Source organism: Streptomyces inusitatus (genome assembly GCF_014651115.1).
GTDB lineage: Bacteria > Actinomycetota > Actinomycetes > Streptomycetales > Streptomycetaceae > Streptomyces > Streptomyces amakusaensis.
In genome coordinates this window covers 38,684-56,132 of sequence record NZ_BMWG01000009.1, presented here as the reverse complement: position 1 = coordinate 56,132, position 17,449 = coordinate 38,684, and the positions used below count along the sequence as shown (strand labels likewise).

Genomic DNA, 17,449 nt, shown 5'->3' with positions numbered 1-17,449 from the left:
CTGCACCTGCTCGTGGCGAAGCGAAAGGTGTGTGCCGCACAGCGGGTCCGCCGGGCGGCACACATCCGTCATCGCGTGGTGCTCCGGGTGCGGCTCAGCTGTCACCGGGCATGGTGGCCGGGGGTTCGTCCGTGATGGTCCCGGGGTGGCGGGGGCGGTCCGGTCACGCTGCCGGTTCCTCGGCTGCCTGTGCTTCGGCTGCTTGGAGTTCGTCGGCGTCGTCGGTGTTGATGTCGAAGGCGGCACTTCTTTCGCCGGCTCCGCGGTGGACGACCATGAGCTGGTTGCGGGTGCCGTCCTTGTCGCGGTAGACGATGAGGCCGGGGCCGCCGGCGCTGCGGTGGGCCGGGAGCGGAACGTCGCCGCTCCACCGGGTGCCGTCGAAAGCGGTCCACCACAGGTCCTGGTCCAGGTGGCCGCGGTGGAGGCAGTACAGCTTGTTCTGGAACACCGCCAGGCTCACACCTTCCCGGGATCTGTGGCCGGCGAACTTGGAGGGACCGTTCCAGGTGGTGCCGTTGGTGCTGGTGTGCCAGTACAGGGAGGCGTCGGTGTTGCCGCGGGTCACGCAGTACAGCTTGTTGTTGTACACGGCCAGGGCCGGGCTGGCCGAGGTGCCGTGGGCGGGCAGGGGAGGGTGCCCGGTCCAGGTGCTTCCGTCCGCCGTGCTGGTCAGCCAGACGCTGGCGTCCTGGTTTCCCTTGAACGCCATGAACAGCTTGCCGTTGAACACGGCCAGCGCCGGTCCGGCGGAGCTGCCGGCGTCGTGGACCTGCGCGTCGGGGCTCCACCGGGTGCCGTCGAAGGAGGTCACCCAGATGTTGGCGTCATGGTGGCCGCGGTGGGCGCAGTAGAGCTTGCCGTTGAAGACCGCCAGGGCCGGGCCGCTCTGGCTGCCGTGCTGGGGGAACTTCGTGTCCGGGGACCAGCCGCCCTTGCTCTCGGGGTCGTAGACCGTCCACCACAGGCTGCCGTCCTCACCGCTGACGCCCTGTCCGCGATGGACGCAGTACAGCTTGTCCTGGAACGGCCAGAGCGGGGTGGGCGGCGCTGCCGTGCGCCGCGAACTTGGTGTCCTCGCTCCAGCCCAGGCCGGCTCCGGGCTCGCCGACCGTCCAGTAGAGGCTCGCGTCGTCCTTGGGAGCCAGGCTGAGCGGGATGAGCATCGAGGGCATGATCCAGGGCGAGACAAGCTTGCAGCCGTGATTCCTGCCGATCACCGCGATGAGGGCCGCCCTGATCAGACAGGCCACCTTGACCAGGCCGCCGATCTTGCCGCCCAGCGCCGCGTCCGCGGTGTTGCCGATCTGCTCGATGACCGTGACGACCGTCGCGGAGGCCTCGGCGTTCAGATGGATCTCGAAGCCCCACCACTTCGTTTTGACCTCCACCGCCGCACCCAGCGCGGCGAGTTCCTTCTGAGCCTGCTCGGCGAGCTCCCGCTCCTGAGCGGACGCGACATAGCCGCCGTCCCACTCGGGGTTCTCGTCTTGAGCGTGTACCGCGGTCTCGTCAGTGGCCATCGCTGCTCCCGCCTAAAGCCCGCTGTGGCTGCCGCGCCCACGACAAGCCGGCCACACGGACCGGACGCCCCCGGTGGCCCGGCAGAAGACGCCCACCGACAGGAACGATCACATCCCGTACGGCTGATATCGCCAACCGTAACCAGCCTCTCCGTTCCTCACCAGAGGTGCTTTCCGGCAGCTGAGGCGATCAACGTGGCGCCCTGGTCGCCTCCTGGCCGCGCGTCATTCCTCCGCGCTGTCCTCGTCGTCGAGCCGGGACCCTGTGCCCGGAGGTCACCCCGAGAGAACGGGCTGGACATCCTCACCCACACCCTGGGCCCCGAGGGCGGTCACCGGTGGTGGAACGACTCCGCCACGGTCCGTGAACGCGCCCTGCGGCTCACCGGCGATCCCCGGTGGCGCGAGCGGGCGCTGGCCTGGATCGACACCTACCGGGCCCAGCACGGCCGCGGCCCTAGGGCGTGTTTCGAAAGTGGGTTCGGGGCATGGAGTGATCGCGGTCCGTGGCACGTGGAGACATGACTGACGAGCAGTGGGCCCGGCTGGAGCCGTTATTACCCAGGGATAAGGAGCAGGGTCGGCCGCCCAAGTGGAGCCGGCGGCAGCTGATCGACGGCATACGCTGGCGGACCCGGGCCGGAACGCTGTGGCGGGACGTCCCCGAGCCTGACGACCACGGACTCGGGCGTTCGCGCGGCGGACTGACCAGCAAGCTGCACTTGGCGGTCGAGCAGGGTCAGAAGCCGATGTCGGTCGTGATCACGGCCGGGCAGCGCGGGGGCTCCCCGCAGTTCGAGCCCGTCCTGGAGAAGATCCGGATGTCGCGCACCGGAGCGGGCCGGCCCCGGACCCGCCCGGACAGGGTCCGGGCGGACAAAGCGTACGGGTCCCGCAAAACCGCTCCTACCTGCGGCGACGCAAGATCCGGTGCACGATACCGGAGAAGAGGGCCCAGATCCGCAACCGCAAGAAGCTCGGCTCCCGCGGCGGCCGGCCGCCGAAGTTCGACCAGGCCGACTACCGCGAGCGCCATGCCGTCGAGTGCGGGATCAACCGGCTCAAGCGGCACCGCGCCGTGGCCACGGGGTACGACAAGCCTGCGGTGCGCTACGAGGCGACCGTGCTGGTTGCGGCCGTCAACGAGTGGCTGTGACAAGCATTTCGAATACGCCCCGGAACAGGTTCAGCCCAGAGCGGCGGCGTCGTCGTCGGGATCCGGCACGGAGCCGAGCACCGCGTTCCAGGCGCTGGTGAGCACCGTGCCGACCTGACCGTCCACGAGATGCGGCGCACCGAGGGCCATCGCTGCATCGAGAAGCGCGCCGAGGGCCGTACGCCACGGATCCATGAGCACCTCGTCGCCGTGCTCGTCGGTGGCATCCGCGTCTGGGCCGCCGCGAAGCCGGGCGCTCCCGCGGACCGCGTCGACCAGGACGGAGAACCCGTGCCCGATCGGCGACTGGGACGGCCCCGCTCCGGGAACTGCCATCAGCCGCGCGTGCCCCTCGCCCTGGCAGGGGGCATCTTTGGGCTGTTCGGCGAGCCACCGGTCCCACGCCGTGCCGTATGCGCGGTCGGCTGCGGGATGCCGGGCGGATGCAAGTCTGCGGGCACCCTCTTCGTCCAGCCCGTATCCGACCTCGAGCACCCGGCACACGGCAGCCCCGTGCGGGCCGAAGAGCACCGACGGGGAGAGCTCCTCCAGCAGGTCGACGGATATGGCGCGGGTGTAGCCGGCGTCAGAACGCAGGTTCTCGGCGGCCCGTGCCACGGCGGCCCGTTCCTCATCCGTCACCGGGGATACGATCTCCGCCCGGAACAGTCGTCCCGGCCACCGGACCACGAGCACCCGCTCCACTGAGTGATCCACCACGAGCCACGGAGGCTTGGGCGGGGCGGGCCGGAGAAGTCGGTAGTGTCTTCCGGTGTGAGCTGGCTGTGCACTTGGCCGTGCACGGGCTCCGTGTTCTTGAGGTTGACGGCCGCCGCCTCGCCGTTGCGCATGCCGCAGCCGCTCATGAGGTCGGCGACGAGACGGAAGGCGTCGTCGCCTGCGGCGCGTATGCCGTGGAGCTGGGGTAGAGACGGGATGACCGCGCGCGCGGGGTCGTACTGCGGGGGTTTCACACCGTCGAGCGGGTTGTCCTCATACAGGCCGAGCCGGTTGGCGTCGAGCAGGATGGACTTCAGCCTGTCGTAGGCGTTGGCCTGGGTGGCGAGGCCGACGCCGTTGCGCTCCATCGTGCGGATGAAGCCGTCCACGACCTTGTGGTCGAAGGTGTCCATCCGGCGGCTCTCCAGAGCGGGCAGCAGATGGTGCTCCAGGCGCGAGTCCAGGTGGCGGAGGGAAGATGCGGCGAGGTCGCGCTGGCCCTCCTTCCACTCGGCCGCGTACGCGCCGAACTGCATGGAGCCGTACTTCTGGATGCGCTCGGCCTTGGTCTGGCCCCGGGCGGCTTCCTTCTTCGCTTTGTAGACCTTCGTCAAACGCTCCTTGGCCAGGTCCTGGGTGGTGAAGCCGGACTCCTCGACCTGCCGGCCCGCAGCGTTGCGATACCGGATGGTGTAGGTGTGGGGGCATCGGGACCAGCCGCCCTCGGGGTGCTTGCACTCCTTGAAGAAGCTGGCCATGCCGTGTCCCAGCGCCTTGGTGGCCATGGTCCGGTACCTCCTGCGTACGATGCTGACCTTTTGCTGAGGCCGCATGGTGCGCAACGTTCCTGACCTGCACGAAGACGGAATCCACGTGGTATGTGGTGGAACTTCATCGGCCGCAGCAACGAGGAGATCGCACAGGCGCGTTCAGACTGGATGGAAGGCACACGCTTCGGTGAGGTGCACGGCTACGACGGGGATCCGCTGGCGGCTCCCGAACTGCCGCCGGGGTCGCTGAAGAAGCGGGGGCGGGTGCGCTGAACTGGGGTTTCGAAGAGGCGGTGCAGCCTGGCTGCCGTAGCGATCGAGTTGGATCGGCCAGGCCCGCCAGAGTGGCCCGCGAGGCCGCTCCAGTGGATGCGGGGTGGGCTGTGGCGATTCCCGCGTGTGGTGCTCTGTGGCCAGGTCAGGTAGACCGATGCTGACCCAATGCTGGCTTTCCTGATGCATCATCAGATTGTGTGGGACTGTACCTCCTGTGGCTCTCGCCCTGATCGGAGGCTGCCGTCGTGTGAATCGCTCGTGCGGACCGAAGGAGGCTGTCCCTCAGGTGACCGCATGGGAAGCGTTGCGAGAGTACGTGGGTGGGGGCCTTGTCTGATGGTGGAGGGTCTGCAACGGGGAGCGGGCGGGAGCGGCTCGGAGTGCGATCAGGCCGGCCGCTCCCGCGGTGATCGCGAGGACGAGAACGGCTAGGGGCACCCGCCGGGAGGTGAGGCGAGAGCCGCGCAGGCGAAGAGGGCGAGGGCGGATGCCATGGAGGCTGGTGCGTCGAGGATCGCGGACAAGCGCTCGTAGTGGGCGATGCCCCTGCATCGGGGGGCCTTGGTGCGCAGGCGTTTCCTCGCGGCGTTGTCCGCCGCTGCCGGTCTGGTGCTGCTGTTACCGGCGGCTCCCGCCCAGGCCCTGCCGGGGACGGGGCCGCACACGATCACGGTCGACCATTCGGGGAAGTGCCTGGGTCTGGAACGGGACTCCGGGGACGACTGGGTGCGGCTGGTCACGGCGGCCTGTGACGGCAGTGCCCGGCAGCGGTTCACCCTGGCCGTCGCCGCCAACTTTCCGAACACGTACCAGTTCCGCACGTCCTACGGGAAATGCCTCTTCATGATTCCCGAGGACAAGATGGCGGTGGCCCAGTATCCGTGCAGGAATACGACGAACGACACGGTTTACCTCATCCGCTACCGCCCGTGGCCGGGTGAGCAGATCAGGTACTTCAGCGGCAACGGGATGCTCCTCAGCGCATTTTGCTGGCACGTGAAGGACGTCTGGACAGGGGACGCGCGACCGTCATCCCCAGCAAGTGCAACGCGGCCGGCCAGGGTGCGCGCAACGACACCTTCCCGGACCTGGTTGCCGCCGGCCGTCATCGACGAGCGCATGGAGAGCGACGCCCTCGGGAGTCAGGGGCTGCCCGTGGCAGGTCGCTCAGGGCGGCGCGGAGTCCGGGTGGGACGGTGGGCTCGGCCGGGGAGCGGCTTCACGCCACCCGGGCCCTGCCGGCGGGGTCCGCCGGCAGGGCCCGGGTGTGTCGTCACGAGTCGGTGTCATTCGGTGACGTCGTAGTAGTCGGCGAGGAACCGGCGGATGGCCGCTTCGTGGGGCAGGAGCTGTGGCAGGTGGGCGGTGAGGGCGGCGCGGACGGCCTCGGCGAGGAGGGTGGTGCTGCCGGTGGCCTGGCGTACGTACGGGTCGAGGCGGCGGACGAGTTCGTAGTTGGACGCGATGTCGGCGCGGATCAGCTCCTGTTCCAGGGGCGGCGCGTCGGCGCCGGGTACCGGCGGCAGGACGCGGGAGACGAAGGTGACCCGGTGCAGGACGCGCCAGCACGGTGGCTTGCGGTCGGACTGCTGGGTCTGGCGCAGCGCCGCCGCGTTGGGGGCGGGGGAGTTGGCGAGCCAGAGCGGGTCGACGACCTTGTGGAAGAAGTCGTCGAAGTTGTCCCCGGACTCGTGGAGGTAGAAGCTCATGAACCGGTAGGCGTCGACCTTCCCGGGCACCCTGCGGGGGCTGCCGTCGGGGTCGAACCGGGCCTGTCCGTCGGCGCTGTAGGCCTGGAGGTCGCCGGAGGGGTTGCAGGTGACGTCGAGGGCGTAGGAGCGGGAGGCGTCGCGGGAGCGGGTGCGGGTGACGCTGTGGCTGCCGCCGATGCTCGCGTCGAGCTGGGCGCCGATGCCGATGCCGAACACCTCGAAGCCGAACTCGACGCCGACGGTGGCCATGTCCTTGACGGTGTAGGAGCCGGCGGTGGTCTCGGAAACGGAGTCGGTGGTGGTGGTCGTTTCGGCGAAGAAGCCGCCGTCGGCGGTCCACACATAGGTGTTGGCCAGGTCGCGCACGGTGGCGCCGTCGGCGGCGGCCTTTCCGGCGCTCTCGTTGCGGTTGTCGCCGATCGGCCCGACGAAGGTCTCGGCGATCTTCGCGGCCCGTTCCTGGACGGGGTCGGGCGTGCCGGTGGCGGTGGAGACGCTCTCGTAGTAGCTGCGCTGCTGCTGCTGGCGGCGCTGGATGGCGCGCTTGAGGGTGTAGGCCTCGCGCGGTTTGTAGTAGCTGTACTCGCCGTACTGTCGGGCGTTCGGGTAGGCCGGGTCGAGGACCTTGCCGCGCTCGTCGAAGCCGACCCCGCCGTCCAGGGTGCCCTGCTTGGTGTACTGGGGGTTGATGGGGAAGGTGACGATGTTCCAGTCCCTGGGGATGTCGGGGTTGGGCATCATCCGGTAGGCGACGAGGGCGCCGGTGTGGGCCAGGCGCAGCGCGAAGACGTCGGCGGTCAGTGACTGGACGAGAGCGAAGCCGGTGTTGGCGGGCTGGTAGCGGCGGCCGAGTGCGGGGTTGAGCAGGCGGGCGGGATCCTCCCAGTGGCCGGTGAGGGCGACGCGGGTGGCCCGCGCGGTGTCGGTGGACTGGGAGAGGGTGGTCGCGTCGGTCCAGGTGTTGGTGAATTCGAGGGTGTTGTCCAGGCTGAGGACGGCACCGCCCTCGACGGCGGGTTTGGCGGTTCCGATGCCGAACGGGGCGAGGATGAGCAGGGTGTCCGCGTCGTAGGTGTTCTTGAACGCGAAGTGGAAGGCGGTGTCCACGCTGCGGTCGCGGGAGGAGGACAGCGACTCGGTGACGGCGTCGGCTGTGGTGAACTCGACGCTGGAGGCGCCCCGGTAGTCGTTGCCCTGGCCGGTGAGGTTCTCGGAGGGGACGGGCGGGGCGCCCTCGACATAGCCCACGAGCTGGGGGTCGTACTGGACCTGGCTGACCCACTCGCTGACCAGGTCGCCCACCTTGTAGCCGGTGACCAGACGCCAGCGGCCCTGCTCGGTGAGGTAGGAGTAGGCGCGCTTCATGACCCCGGTGGCGGTGCCGTCGGCCGCGAACTGCATGTCGGCGTACTCGCCGGCCGCCGGCGCCTCGGCGATGGTCTCGTGGAAGGGGGTGCGCACGCCGGAGACGGCGGAGCGCACGGCAGCGGTGTCGGTGGAGACCGGTGCGGTGGACAGGACCACGGCCGGGGCGGCGCCGGGGCCGGGCCGCAGGTGGTTGCCGCGCAGCCCCATGTCGCGGACCTCGCCGGTGCCGCCCGAGGTGGAGTCCCGGTCGAACGGCCAGTAGCCGAGCAGGTCCTCCTTGTCGCCCTTGAGGCGGGTGAAGAGGTTGTCGCTGATCTGTTCCGCGGTGCGGGCGGTGCGCCAGACCCGGACCTCCTCCAGGGTGCCGTCGAGGGCCTCGGTGACCGTGGTGCCCTCCAGCCGGGCGCCGAGGGTGAACTGCCGCTGTCCGTACGTGGTCGGGCTGTCGGGGTCGGCCGCGTCGAGCGGTTCGGCGGCCAGCGGGGTGCCGTTGCGGTAGAGGCGGAAGACGCTGGCCCGCGCGTCGGTGTCCCGCGTCCAGGTGGCGCCCCGCAGCCGGGCGCTGTGGGCGCGGGTGGTGTCGGTCGTGGTGCTGCCGGTGTTCTCCTCGAAGGTGAACCGCGCCACCAGGCCGGTGTCGTTGTCGGAGACCGGGGTACCGATGGCGGCGGCGTCGCGGGCCTTGTTCCAGATCCGGACCTCCCCGAGGACGCCGCGCGCCCCGTACGTGCGCAGGCCCTGCCAGACGCGTCCGATCTCCAGGACACCCTTGCCGCTCTCGACGCCGGGGCCCAGGTAGCGGGAGGTCCCGGCGGGTGTGCCGTCGATGTAGAAGGTGATGTCGTCCCAGGTGTTGACGTCGACGCCCTGGACGACGTCCACGGTCTGGGTGGTGGTGGAGCCGTCCGCGCCGGTGAGGGCGAACTGCCGGGTGCCGCGCTGCTCGACGGTCTCCCGGCCGGCCCTGCGCACGACGGCGATCCGGGTGAAGCGGCCGGCGGGGACGGTGGCGGTCGACACGAAGCGCCGGGCGACCGGACCGGACGCCCCCAGGAGCGAGGCGGCCTCCTCGAAGGCGAACTCCAGCCTGCCGTCCGGGCGTACGGACAGCTGGTAGGGGACGTGCTCGTCGCCGCCGAGCCGGCCGCGGGCGATCAGGCCCTGGGTGGTGCCGAGGCGGTCGAGGGTGCCGAAGACCTCCAGGGTGAGGTCCCCGGTGAGACCGAGGCTCTCCTCCGCGCCGCCCTCCAGCCAGGACGAGCCGTCCAGCCGGACGGCCCAGGCCTGTTCGTACGCGGAGGCTATGTGCGCCCACTCGCCGGCCGGGAAGACGTCCCGGCTGCGCACGGCGCGCTCGCCGACGCCGGAGACCACCCGGTAGCCCTTCGCGTGGGACTCCCCCGGCTGCGGGGTGCCGCCGAAGATGCCGTGGCGGCCGTGTCCCGAGGTGTCCAGGAACTGCTGGTCGCCGCAGGTCCACGAGCCGAGCAGGCCGGGCAGGCCGCTGGCGACGTTCTGCCGCATCAGGTCGCGGATCTCGTCGGCCGTCCGGGCGCGGTTCCACACCCGCAGGCTGTCGACGGCACCACGGAACGAGCCGCCGCCGAGGACGAGCCGTCCGCTGCCGGTGACGGCGCGGGTCGTGCTGCGGCGGGCGGCTTCCACGCCGTCCCGGTAGAGCAGCTGGGTGCCGGTGGCGGGGTCGAGGACGGCGGCCCAGTGGTGCCAGTCGGTGTCGGTGAACGTCGCGGCGGTGGTCAGGACCTCGCCGCCCAGGGTGAAGCTGAAGGTCCCGCCCTGGTCGTACTGCAGGGACAGCGCGGCATCGCCGTAGGTGAGCACCGCCTCGCGCGCGGTGTGCGCCGCGACGGCCCGCCGGGCCCACAGCTCGACGGTCACGGCACCGTCGGACGGGGCGAGGCCGTCGACGGACACCTGGTCGTCCGCGCCGTCGAAGACCACCGCCGTGCGGGCGGTGGCATCGGCGAGCACCAGGCTGTACGGGGCGTCGGCGTCGTTCGCGGCGTGCACGAGCCGGGCCTTGCGGGTGGCCCGGTAGGGGCTGACCCACGCCTCGACCGTGACGTCGGAGGCGGTCGCTGTGGTGGGCAGCGCGGCCGTGGGCAGGGCGAGGTGCTGGTCGGCGCCGTCGAAGGCGAAGGCCCGGCCCGGGGAGGAGCCGCGCCAGCGGCAGCCCTGGCCGAGGACCGCGTCGGTGGCGGTGCCGTCCTGTACCCGGGCGTCGGCCGAGACCGCCGCGACGGTGACCAGCCGCGAGCCGCGGGACAGGTCCGCGCCGGGCCGCTCGGCCGACGCCAGCGCCGGGTCGTACGGCACGAGCCGTACCGGCGAGCCGGGCGCGGGCCGGCAGGGCCGGTCGACGCGCAGCGCGGTGGCCCCGGCCGGTGCCGACTCGGTGAGCAGCCGGACGCCGTCGGCGGTGGCGAGGTACGCGGGGGCGGCGATCGGCGCACGGAGCGGGGCCGCCAGAGCGAGCACGCTCCCGGCGCCAGAGTCCTCCGATGCGCCGGCCGGGCCGGACTCGGCGGCGGTGCCGACCAGTTGAGGTACGGCAGTGGCACCCGAGAGGACGTCGACCAGGGTGCCCGCCCGCCGGGGCAGGCCGTGCCAGACCTCACGGTCGCCGGGCAGGTCGATGGTGAGGTCGCACAGCCCCGGCCGTCCCGGCACCGCGGCGACGCTCACGCTCGCCCCGGCCAGGTTCACCCCGGCGTCCCGGGCGGTGAACAGCAGCGCGCCGTCCCCGCTGCCGAGGGTCTTGCTGCCGCGCACCACCTTGGTGTCGTAGTAGGCGGCGAAGAACTGGTCGTTGAGACCGCGGAAGTACAGCGCGACGTGGCCGGTGGCGCTGTCCATCAGGAAGGGCCGCGAGGAGCTGCGGGCGAAGGAGAGCAGCCCGCCGGTGGCGCCGAGCCCCGTGGCGTCCGTGCCCAGGTGTACGACGGCCACCGTCAGGTCGTCGGCTCCGGACAGGCCGGCGGTGAACCGGGCCAGCTCCTCCTGCGCCGAGCCCAGGGCCGCTTCGCGGACCGCGAGCTGGAGGGTGACGGTGTTGAGCTGCTCACGGGCGGCCTGCAACACCGTGAGCTGCGCCTGGGCGCTCTCGTGGGCGGTGCGCGCGGTGGCGAAGGCGGTGTCCGCGCCCCTGTAGGAAGTCCGGACGACCCGGCACCGGCTCTCGCCGCTGGCCAGCACGGTGGAACTCGTGTACTGAGCCAGCCTGGTGCCGGGACCGCCACGCAGGCAGATCGTCTTGCCGCTGCTGGAGGCGATGAGCTGGTAGGTGCCGCCGGACTGGGGGACGACGGCGAACAGCTCGTTCGAATGATAGTCGTTCGAGGCGTCGTACAGCTGGACGTACCTGCCCTCCTCGCTGTCGCCCCAGTAGACGTTCATCTGGAAGCCACCGCTGACGAGGCGGATGAAGAAGAGCCGGCGGCCGCTGCTGTCCTGCCAGCCGGAGTAGACGAACCGCCAGTAGCTGTTGCTCGGTGCATCGCTCCAGCCGATCACCGGGTTCTTGTGGTAAAGCTGGTTGCGGTCCGGCACGATCCAGCAGTCGGTGCCGTCGGGCCTGGTGAAGCACAACTGGGCGTTGACCCAGTCGGCAGGGTTGTCGCGTTGGAGGTCCCACTGCGTCTGGGCCGCCGTCAGCGTCTGCAGTGCGGTGGCGACCCGCGCCTCCTGGTCCGGAATGCCGACGCAGGTCGCGGTGAGGGTGACGGACTGGGCCCGCAGGTCCGCGATCTCGGCCTGGAGACCCTTGATCCGCTGCTCCAGCGCGCTCTGCCGGTCCAGGTCCTCGTGCTCGCGGGTGGCGAGCTCCGGGAGGGTCAGGACGTCGGCGACCTGCGCGAGCCGGCCGTCGGCGCCGACGGCGAGGTCGAGCACGGCGAGGCGCGGCTCGGCGTCCGGCGCGGCGGCGTCGCCGGTGGCGCAGGACAGCAGCACCCTGGCCTGGTGCTTGGCGGGCTTGGGCTCTGCCTGGTACCCGGTGGCCTGCGCCTCCTGCTGGTGATAGAGGACTGCGGACGGCGCGGAGAGGACGGTGCGGCCGGCGAAGGAGAAGCTGTCCCGGCGGATGCCCGCGTGCTCGCCGACCGGGGCCGTCGAGGTCACCCAGGACACGGCCCCGGTCAGGGCGGCGTGCCGGGCGTGGTCCGTCTGGTCGTGCGCCGCGGCACCCGACGCCTCGTCGAAGCGGTAGTACCCGACCAGCCCGGGTTCGTCCCCGACCAGCCGGTGACCGCGGTCCTGCCGCAGCTCGTCCTGCGCCCGGGCGCGGTCCCAGATCCGCAGCTCGTCGGCGTCGAACGCGGTGCTCCGCCCGGCGCCGCCGAGCACCGCGGCGCCCGTACCGTCCGGCGGGGTGAACGGGCCGCTTCCGCAGGGCAGTCCGCCCACGTAGAGGGTGGCCGTGCCGTTGCGGAAGACGGCGGCGAGGTGGGCGTACTCGCCCGCCGCCAGGGACTGGGTACCGGTGACGACGGTGTCCGCGCCGCCGAGCCGGGGCACGCCGTCCTCGGTCAGCTCCAGCACGAACCCGTCCGCGTACACCGTGGTGGCCGCCGCCCGCTCGGGCCGCAACCAGACCTCGACGGTGAACTCGGGTCCGCGCGGCACCCCGGTGACCGTCGCCGCCGCGTCGGGCCCGGCCAGCCGCAGCGCCGTCTCCCCGAAGCCGGAGCCCGACACCAGCGGCACCAGCGGTGCACCCGTGAACGGGCAGGTGCCCGGCTCCCGCTCGTACACCGCGCTCCGGTACGCCGGGTCGGGGCTGGTCCAGGCCCGGTTGCCCCGGGTGTTGAACAGCCCGTCCCGGCCCTGCTCCACGCTCAGCGCGTCGATCCGGGAGGTGGCTGTGTTGAGGCTGAAGAACTGCCAGCGGCTCGCGCCCGCGACACTGGTGGGCACGAGCAGCGCCGTGAACCGCCCCTCGCTCAGGTTCCGCACGAAGCCCAGGACCTGGGTCGGCTCGCGGAACGGGCGGCCCTCCATATCGGTGCTGCCCAGGCTGTCCTTGGCCGAATCGGGCCGGTCCTTGCTGCGACTGCGCCGGTAGCGGATCTCCCGCACCGGCTTGAGCACGCCCCCGACCAGGACGAAGCGGTCGCACAGCAGAGCCGAGTCGACCAGCGGGGCCCCGGCCCCGCCTCCCGACGCCCGGCCGGGCGCCGCCTCGCGCACGGCGTCCGGATGCCCGGCGGGCACCGACTGCCGCAGCACCACCACGTACGTGCCGTCCGACAGCACCTGGAACGGGACGGCGGCGGTGAGCCGCGCCGTGCTGGACAAGAACCCGTCGCCTTCCTGCGGGGCGAGCACCTGGCCGGGCTCCGCCTCGACCCGTCCGCCCTTTTTGACCTGGGGCATCGTCACGGTGCCGAGCGCGGCGTACCCGACCCGGACGAGCTCGTCCGGGAAGGCCAGCTCCAGCGGGTCCTCGGTCCAGTAGGCGGCGTCGGACTCCCCCCGGGCAGGGTCGTACGCGTCGAGCGCCAGGACCGAGTACACGATGCGGCGCCGGTCGTCCATCGCGAACGCCAAGGTCGTTCCCTGATGGCGGATCACTGTGGTGGAGATGTAGGCACGGTCGCTGTAGACCTTCACCACGCCGTCGCTGACACTCATCAACCCGCTCCCCTCGGCTGTGTCCATGCGCACTGACAGACACCCCGGAGGCTACGGAAAGTGAATCATCGCAACCAGACAGTGGTTTCAGCCAGTGGTGGGCAGCCAGCCCACCCGGGTGTGCCCACCGGCGGACGGCGTCGCCCGGTGGCGGGGCGCGTTGGCTCCATCATGATCCACACGGCTTGCCGGTCCCGCCGGACCGGCTGATCTGCCGCAGCGACGGAAGAAGGCCCGACCTGGCCGGCGGGGTGCCGCACGCAACGCCGATGGCCCATTTTTTATCGATCATAGTTTCGAAGCCTGGGGTCGGGGGCGGGATTCCGGCAGGGCGGGTTCCGGGGCAGACCCGAATGAACCCGGTCGGATGGTCACGCCGGGCGGAGGCGGCGGACGGTCGGGGTCGCATACATGTTCGGGGTGGAGCTGGTGTGGTGCCGGTGATCGGTCAACTTCGTTTTGCGGTCTGTGAGCTGGGGGTTCATCGCTGTCAGACTCGCCCCTGGGCTGCGGGCGGAAGGTTCCGCGGCGCTTGGGGAGGGGACGGCTCATGGCGTTCATGCGGTACAAGACGACGGGCTTCGCGTGGGCGATGGCCTACCCGGGAGAAGAATGGAAGGTCCTGTTCCGACGAGGGGAGGAGGCCGCTCTGGTCAACGGGCAGTCGCTGGTCTCCTCGGGGCCGCTGACCACGGTGGTGACCCACTTCCAGGGAGTGCCGGAGGCGTACCGGAAGTTGAGTGAGGCGGTGGTGATGACACCGCTGGATCGCGGGTCATGGGCGACGCTGTTCGTCCGGGGCAGCAGCATCCTGTTCTACAACTGGGACCGGGGGCGGATCAGCGAGGGCCGGTGGGACGCCTTCTACAACTGGGGAACCGCGCTGCCGGAGTTCTTCCGTTCCCAGGTCGACGCCCTGCTCCAGGCGCCGAACGCGGCGGACGGGAACTGGCAGACGTACTTCTTCAAGGGCCCGCGGGTGCTGACCCTGCACTGGACCAGCGGAGTGGTCCGCAACGCGCTGATCACCGAGGGGCCGGACGCGTCGGGCTGCGCGGGCTGGGCCCGGCTTCCGGAGGGCTTCCGCTCTGATCTCGACCAGGTGATCGCCTACAAGCCGGCCACCGACGGGGCCCGGCAGAGCCTGCTGGTCAAGGGCGACCAGGGTCTCTTACTGAACTGGCGGACCGGCCCGGTCGGCTCCGCCGGAAAGCTGCACGAACTCGGGATACCGGGCCTGAGCGCGCTCCCCGAGCCGTACCGGACCCCCTACCGGACGGTGACGGGCACCTGGAAGAAGGACACCGGCACCGGCCAGCGCGCGGAGCTGCGCGTGGACCTGGAGGGCAGCCGGGCCCTGTGCATGGTCAGCGGCGACCTCTTCAACCCCGACGGCTCCCTGGCCGGCTCCTTCCGCAGCACCGACGCCCTGACCATCGAACAGCACAGCGACCGGTACACCCTGACCCAGACCGGTCTGGCCTGGGCCGGCAGCGTCGCCCAGACCACGCTCACCCTCACCGTCCCCCGCGTCCCCGCCACGGCCACGCCCGCCGCCGCCGCCCTCTCCCTCACCAAGCCGGACGGCACCGGCCCGCTCCAGTTCGCCTGCGCGCAGACCGGCACGGCGCTGCGGATGGTGGAGCTGGAGACCGACGTGATCGAGGGGGTGGAGGTCTTCCAGAGCTACGACACCACCCTCGCGCCGGTGCCGCCCGGCTACCGCAACCGGGTGCTGAGCGTCGCCTCCGCCTACGCCGAGGCCGGGATAGAGATCCGGGCCGCCGGCACCGCCAACACCATCGCCGACAGCTCCGGCACGGACCTGCGGTGGTCACCGTCCGAGCTGTACGCGGCGATGAGGGCGAACTACAGCCTCCGCGGCACCAGCCCCCAGTGGAAGCTCTGGGCGTTCATCGCCTCCTACAGCTCCACGGAGGCCTTCGGGCTCATGTTCGACACGCAGTTCCGGGGCCGCCAGGGCCTGGTCATCCTCTACAAGTCCCTGCGTGACCACCAGGCGCTGGGCACCGCCGACGAACTCCTCACCTACGTCCACGAGATCGGTCACGCCTTCAACCTGTCCCACTCCTGGCGCAAGGACATCAACGACCCTCCGTCCCCCCTGGGCCCCAACCAGGGCTACGGCGAACTGTCCTGGATGAACTACCCCTGGGGATACGACGACGGAGCGGGCCGACAAGGCGCCGGACACTTCTGGCAGGACTTCCCCTTCCACTTCTCCACGGACGAACTGCGCCACTTGCGGCACGGCCACTACCGGCACGTCGTACCGGGAGGTTCCTCCTTCCAGACCGGCGGCGCGCTCCTGCCCGACGAGGCCCTCGCCACGGCCCAGACACCGCTGCGGGACGACGGCTCCGGGCTGGCGCTGACCCTCGGCGGAAAGCAGGTGTTCGGCTACGGCGAGCCGGTCACCGCCGAGCTCAAACTCGCCCTCACCGGCACCCGCGACGAGGTGACCGCCGCCCGGCACATCGGTCCGGGCGGTGAACGGACCCTCGTCCTGGTCACCGACCCCCGGGGCCGCACCACCCCCTTCCGCCCCATGGTCCGCGCCTGCCACGGCCACGGCGCCGCCGAGCAGACCCTCACCCTCACCACCGCCCAGCCCGCGGTGTACGAGACGGTCTACCTCGGCTACGGCGCCGACGGCCTCACCTTCGCCGACCCCGGCCTCTACCGGGTCACCGCCGTCCACACCGCCCTCGACGGCACCCGCCTCGTCTCACCGACCCGCACCCTCCGCGTCCGCCTCCCCCTCGACCGCACCGACCAGGAAGCCGGCGAACTCCTCCTCGGCGACGAACAGGGCGCACTCCTCACCCTCCTCGGCTCCGATACCCCCACCCTCACCGCTGGCAACGACGCCCTCCAGGAACTCATCGAACGCCACGGCGACCACCCGCTCGCCGCTCACGCCCGCCTCGCCCACGGCGCCAACGCCGGACGCCACTTCCAGACCATCACCGACGGCCGCCTCACCGTCCGCCAACCCGACACCGCCACCGCCACCCACGAACTCACCGACGCCATCACCGCCTCCCGCACCGACGAGGCGACCGGCCTGGACAACCTCACCCTCAACGCCGCCATGCGCCGCCTCGCGACCGTCCACGCCAAAGCCGGCGACCTCGACCGGGCCGAAGCCGTCCTGACCGACCTCACCACTCACTTCCACCACCAGGGCGTCCCCGCCCACGTCCAGCAGCACATCCGGCAACAGGCCGACGAAACCCGTGCCGCCATCGCCGAACTCACCGGCGACCAGACCTGACAACACCCACCAGGACCGGGCCGGGGAACCGTACGGGACCCCGGCCCCGCACCCCGCGCCCCGCACCCCGACCGACGCCAGCCCAGCGCCAGCGGGGGAGGACTCACGGTGAACGTGCACCCCGAAGACGTCTCCCACGCCCTCCTCATCGCCGTTTTCACGCACCACGGTGGCTCCCCGACCGTCCCCGCCGAAGCGCTGGAGGACAACGACGGCACCGTCACCGTCAACGGCGTGCCCCACGTCGTGTCCACCCGCCCATAGGCACCAAGTGGCCCTCCGTAACACGAGCGGCGGGCTCCGCCCATGGGGACCAGCGGTGCAGCCGAGATCGGCGAGAACGATCACGGCTGCGAGCTGCCGTTCATCCGCTGCCGGATCATCTTCAGCGCCACCACCGTGTACGGCATGAAATCCTTCGCCACGCACACGGTCCGCGGACGGCTCCAATCCACCGATCCGGTGCCACCGACGACCCCGCCATTTTCACCGCACGCCCGCCGTCCACACGGTCCGCCTTCAGATCACCCGCACGAACCTCCAGCCCATCGGCAGATCGACTGGGCGGAGGATCCACCTGGACCAGCAGGTATTCCGCCGATACGGAATCGTGATCAGGGCGCGGGGGTGGCTGCCGAGGCACGGCGGGGGCGGGCTGGTGCCGTCTTCGCCTGCCGTCCGGGGTGCTCGGGTCGGCCGTCGGCCGTCGGTACGACTGGGACCCGGACACCCTGCGCATCGGGCCGATGGCTCAGGACTGGCGGGCCGCCTTCGGCTACGGCCGCCGGGAGACGACCATCGACGTCGTCGACGGCCAGGGCGTGCTGATCGCCGCCGTCCAGGAACTCTCCCGCCGCCTGCGCCACCTCGAACAGCAGCAGGCCGCACAAACCCTGTGTTGTTGCGCGCACACAAACGAACCCGAACCCGACCCCGGGGAGAGGACACCATGACTCTGACCGAAGCCATCATCG

General features: G+C 71.2%; 8 protein-coding genes and 2 pseudogenes. 5 read left to right on the top strand and 5 right to left on the bottom strand.

Annotated elements, in window-relative coordinates:
* Nucleotides 1-163: 163 nt before the first annotated feature.
* Both IE247_RS16380 and IE247_RS16375 read right to left on the bottom strand, forming a co-directional pair.
* Nucleotides 164-814 carry a hypothetical protein gene (locus IE247_RS16380; RefSeq protein ID WP_190123869.1) on the bottom strand — a complete coding sequence of 217 codons (651 nt, stop codon included), beginning with the start codon at nucleotides 812-814 and terminating at the stop codon, nucleotides 164-166.
* Between the two features lie 163 nt (nucleotides 815-977).
* The gene (locus IE247_RS16375; protein WP_190123868.1) at nucleotides 978-1,523 is read right to left on the bottom strand and encodes a hypothetical protein; all 546 of its coding nucleotides are present in this window, start codon (nucleotides 1,521-1,523) and stop codon (nucleotides 978-980) included.
* 506 nt (nucleotides 1,524-2,029) lie between these two features.
* Between IE247_RS16375 and IE247_RS35010 the strand changes: the two are divergent.
* Nucleotides 2,030-2,679, top strand: a pseudogene (locus IE247_RS35010) (IS5 family transposase).
* 30 nt (nucleotides 2,680-2,709) lie between these two features.
* Here IE247_RS35010 and IE247_RS16365 read toward each other — a convergent pair.
* Together IE247_RS16365 and IE247_RS16360 are read right to left on the bottom strand one after the other, a co-directional pair.
* Nucleotides 2,710-3,321, bottom strand: a complete 612-nt coding sequence (locus IE247_RS16365) for a hypothetical protein (protein ID WP_190123867.1) — start codon at nucleotides 3,319-3,321, stop codon at nucleotides 2,710-2,712.
* Nucleotides 3,318-4,184 (bottom strand): hypothetical protein, encoded by an 867-nt coding sequence (locus IE247_RS16360; RefSeq protein WP_190123866.1) that lies wholly within the window; start codon nucleotides 4,182-4,184, stop codon nucleotides 3,318-3,320. The genes IE247_RS16365 and IE247_RS16360 overlap by 4 nt, the downstream gene beginning before the upstream one ends.
* A 93-nt stretch (nucleotides 4,185-4,277) precedes the next feature.
* Here IE247_RS16360 and IE247_RS16355 point away from each other — a divergent pair.
* Nucleotides 4,278-4,442, top strand: a pseudogene (locus IE247_RS16355) (pirin family protein); the annotation flags it as partial.
* A 1,289-nt stretch (nucleotides 4,443-5,731) separates the two neighbouring features.
* Here IE247_RS16355 and IE247_RS34750 read toward each other — a convergent pair.
* Nucleotides 5,732-13,177 (bottom strand): LamG-like jellyroll fold domain-containing protein, encoded by a 7,446-nt coding sequence (locus IE247_RS34750; protein ID WP_190123865.1) that lies wholly within the window; start codon nucleotides 13,175-13,177, stop codon nucleotides 5,732-5,734.
* A 550-nt stretch (nucleotides 13,178-13,727) separates the two neighbouring features.
* Between IE247_RS34750 and IE247_RS16345 the strand changes: the two genes are divergently transcribed.
* The 3 genes from IE247_RS16345 to IE247_RS16335 all read left to right on the top strand — a co-directional run bounded on the left by IE247_RS16345 (nucleotide 13,728) and on the right by IE247_RS16335 (nucleotide 17,428).
* Nucleotides 13,728-16,475 carry a zinc metalloprotease gene (locus tag IE247_RS16345; protein WP_190123864.1) on the top strand — a complete coding sequence of 916 codons (2,748 nt, stop codon included), beginning with the start codon at nucleotides 13,728-13,730 and terminating at the stop codon, nucleotides 16,473-16,475.
* A 108-nt stretch (nucleotides 16,476-16,583) separates the two neighbouring features.
* The gene (locus tag IE247_RS16340) at nucleotides 16,584-16,739 is read left to right on the top strand and encodes a hypothetical protein (protein ID WP_190123863.1); all 156 of its coding nucleotides are present in this window, start codon (nucleotides 16,584-16,586) and stop codon (nucleotides 16,737-16,739) included.
* A 419-nt stretch (nucleotides 16,740-17,158) separates the two neighbouring features.
* Complete coding sequence (locus tag IE247_RS16335) at nucleotides 17,159-17,428, top strand: hypothetical protein (RefSeq protein WP_190123862.1); 270 nt, start codon at nucleotides 17,159-17,161, stop codon at nucleotides 17,426-17,428.
* Nucleotides 17,429-17,449 lie beyond the last annotated feature (21 nt).

Coding starts and splice junctions, on each gene's coding strand:
- IE247_RS16375 (WP_190123868.1), bottom strand. CDS start 1,523: ATGGCCACTGACGAGACCGCGGTACACGCTCAAGACGAGAACCCCGAG.
- IE247_RS16360 (WP_190123866.1), bottom strand. CDS start 4,184: ATGGCCACCAAGGCGCTGGGACACGGCATGGCCAGCTTCTTCAAGGAG.
- IE247_RS34750 (WP_190123865.1), bottom strand. CDS start 13,177: ATGAGTGTCAGCGACGGCGTGGTGAAGGTCTACAGCGACCGTGCCTAC.
- IE247_RS16345 (WP_190123864.1), top strand. CDS start 13,728: ATGGCGTTCATGCGGTACAAGACGACGGGCTTCGCGTGGGCGATGGCC.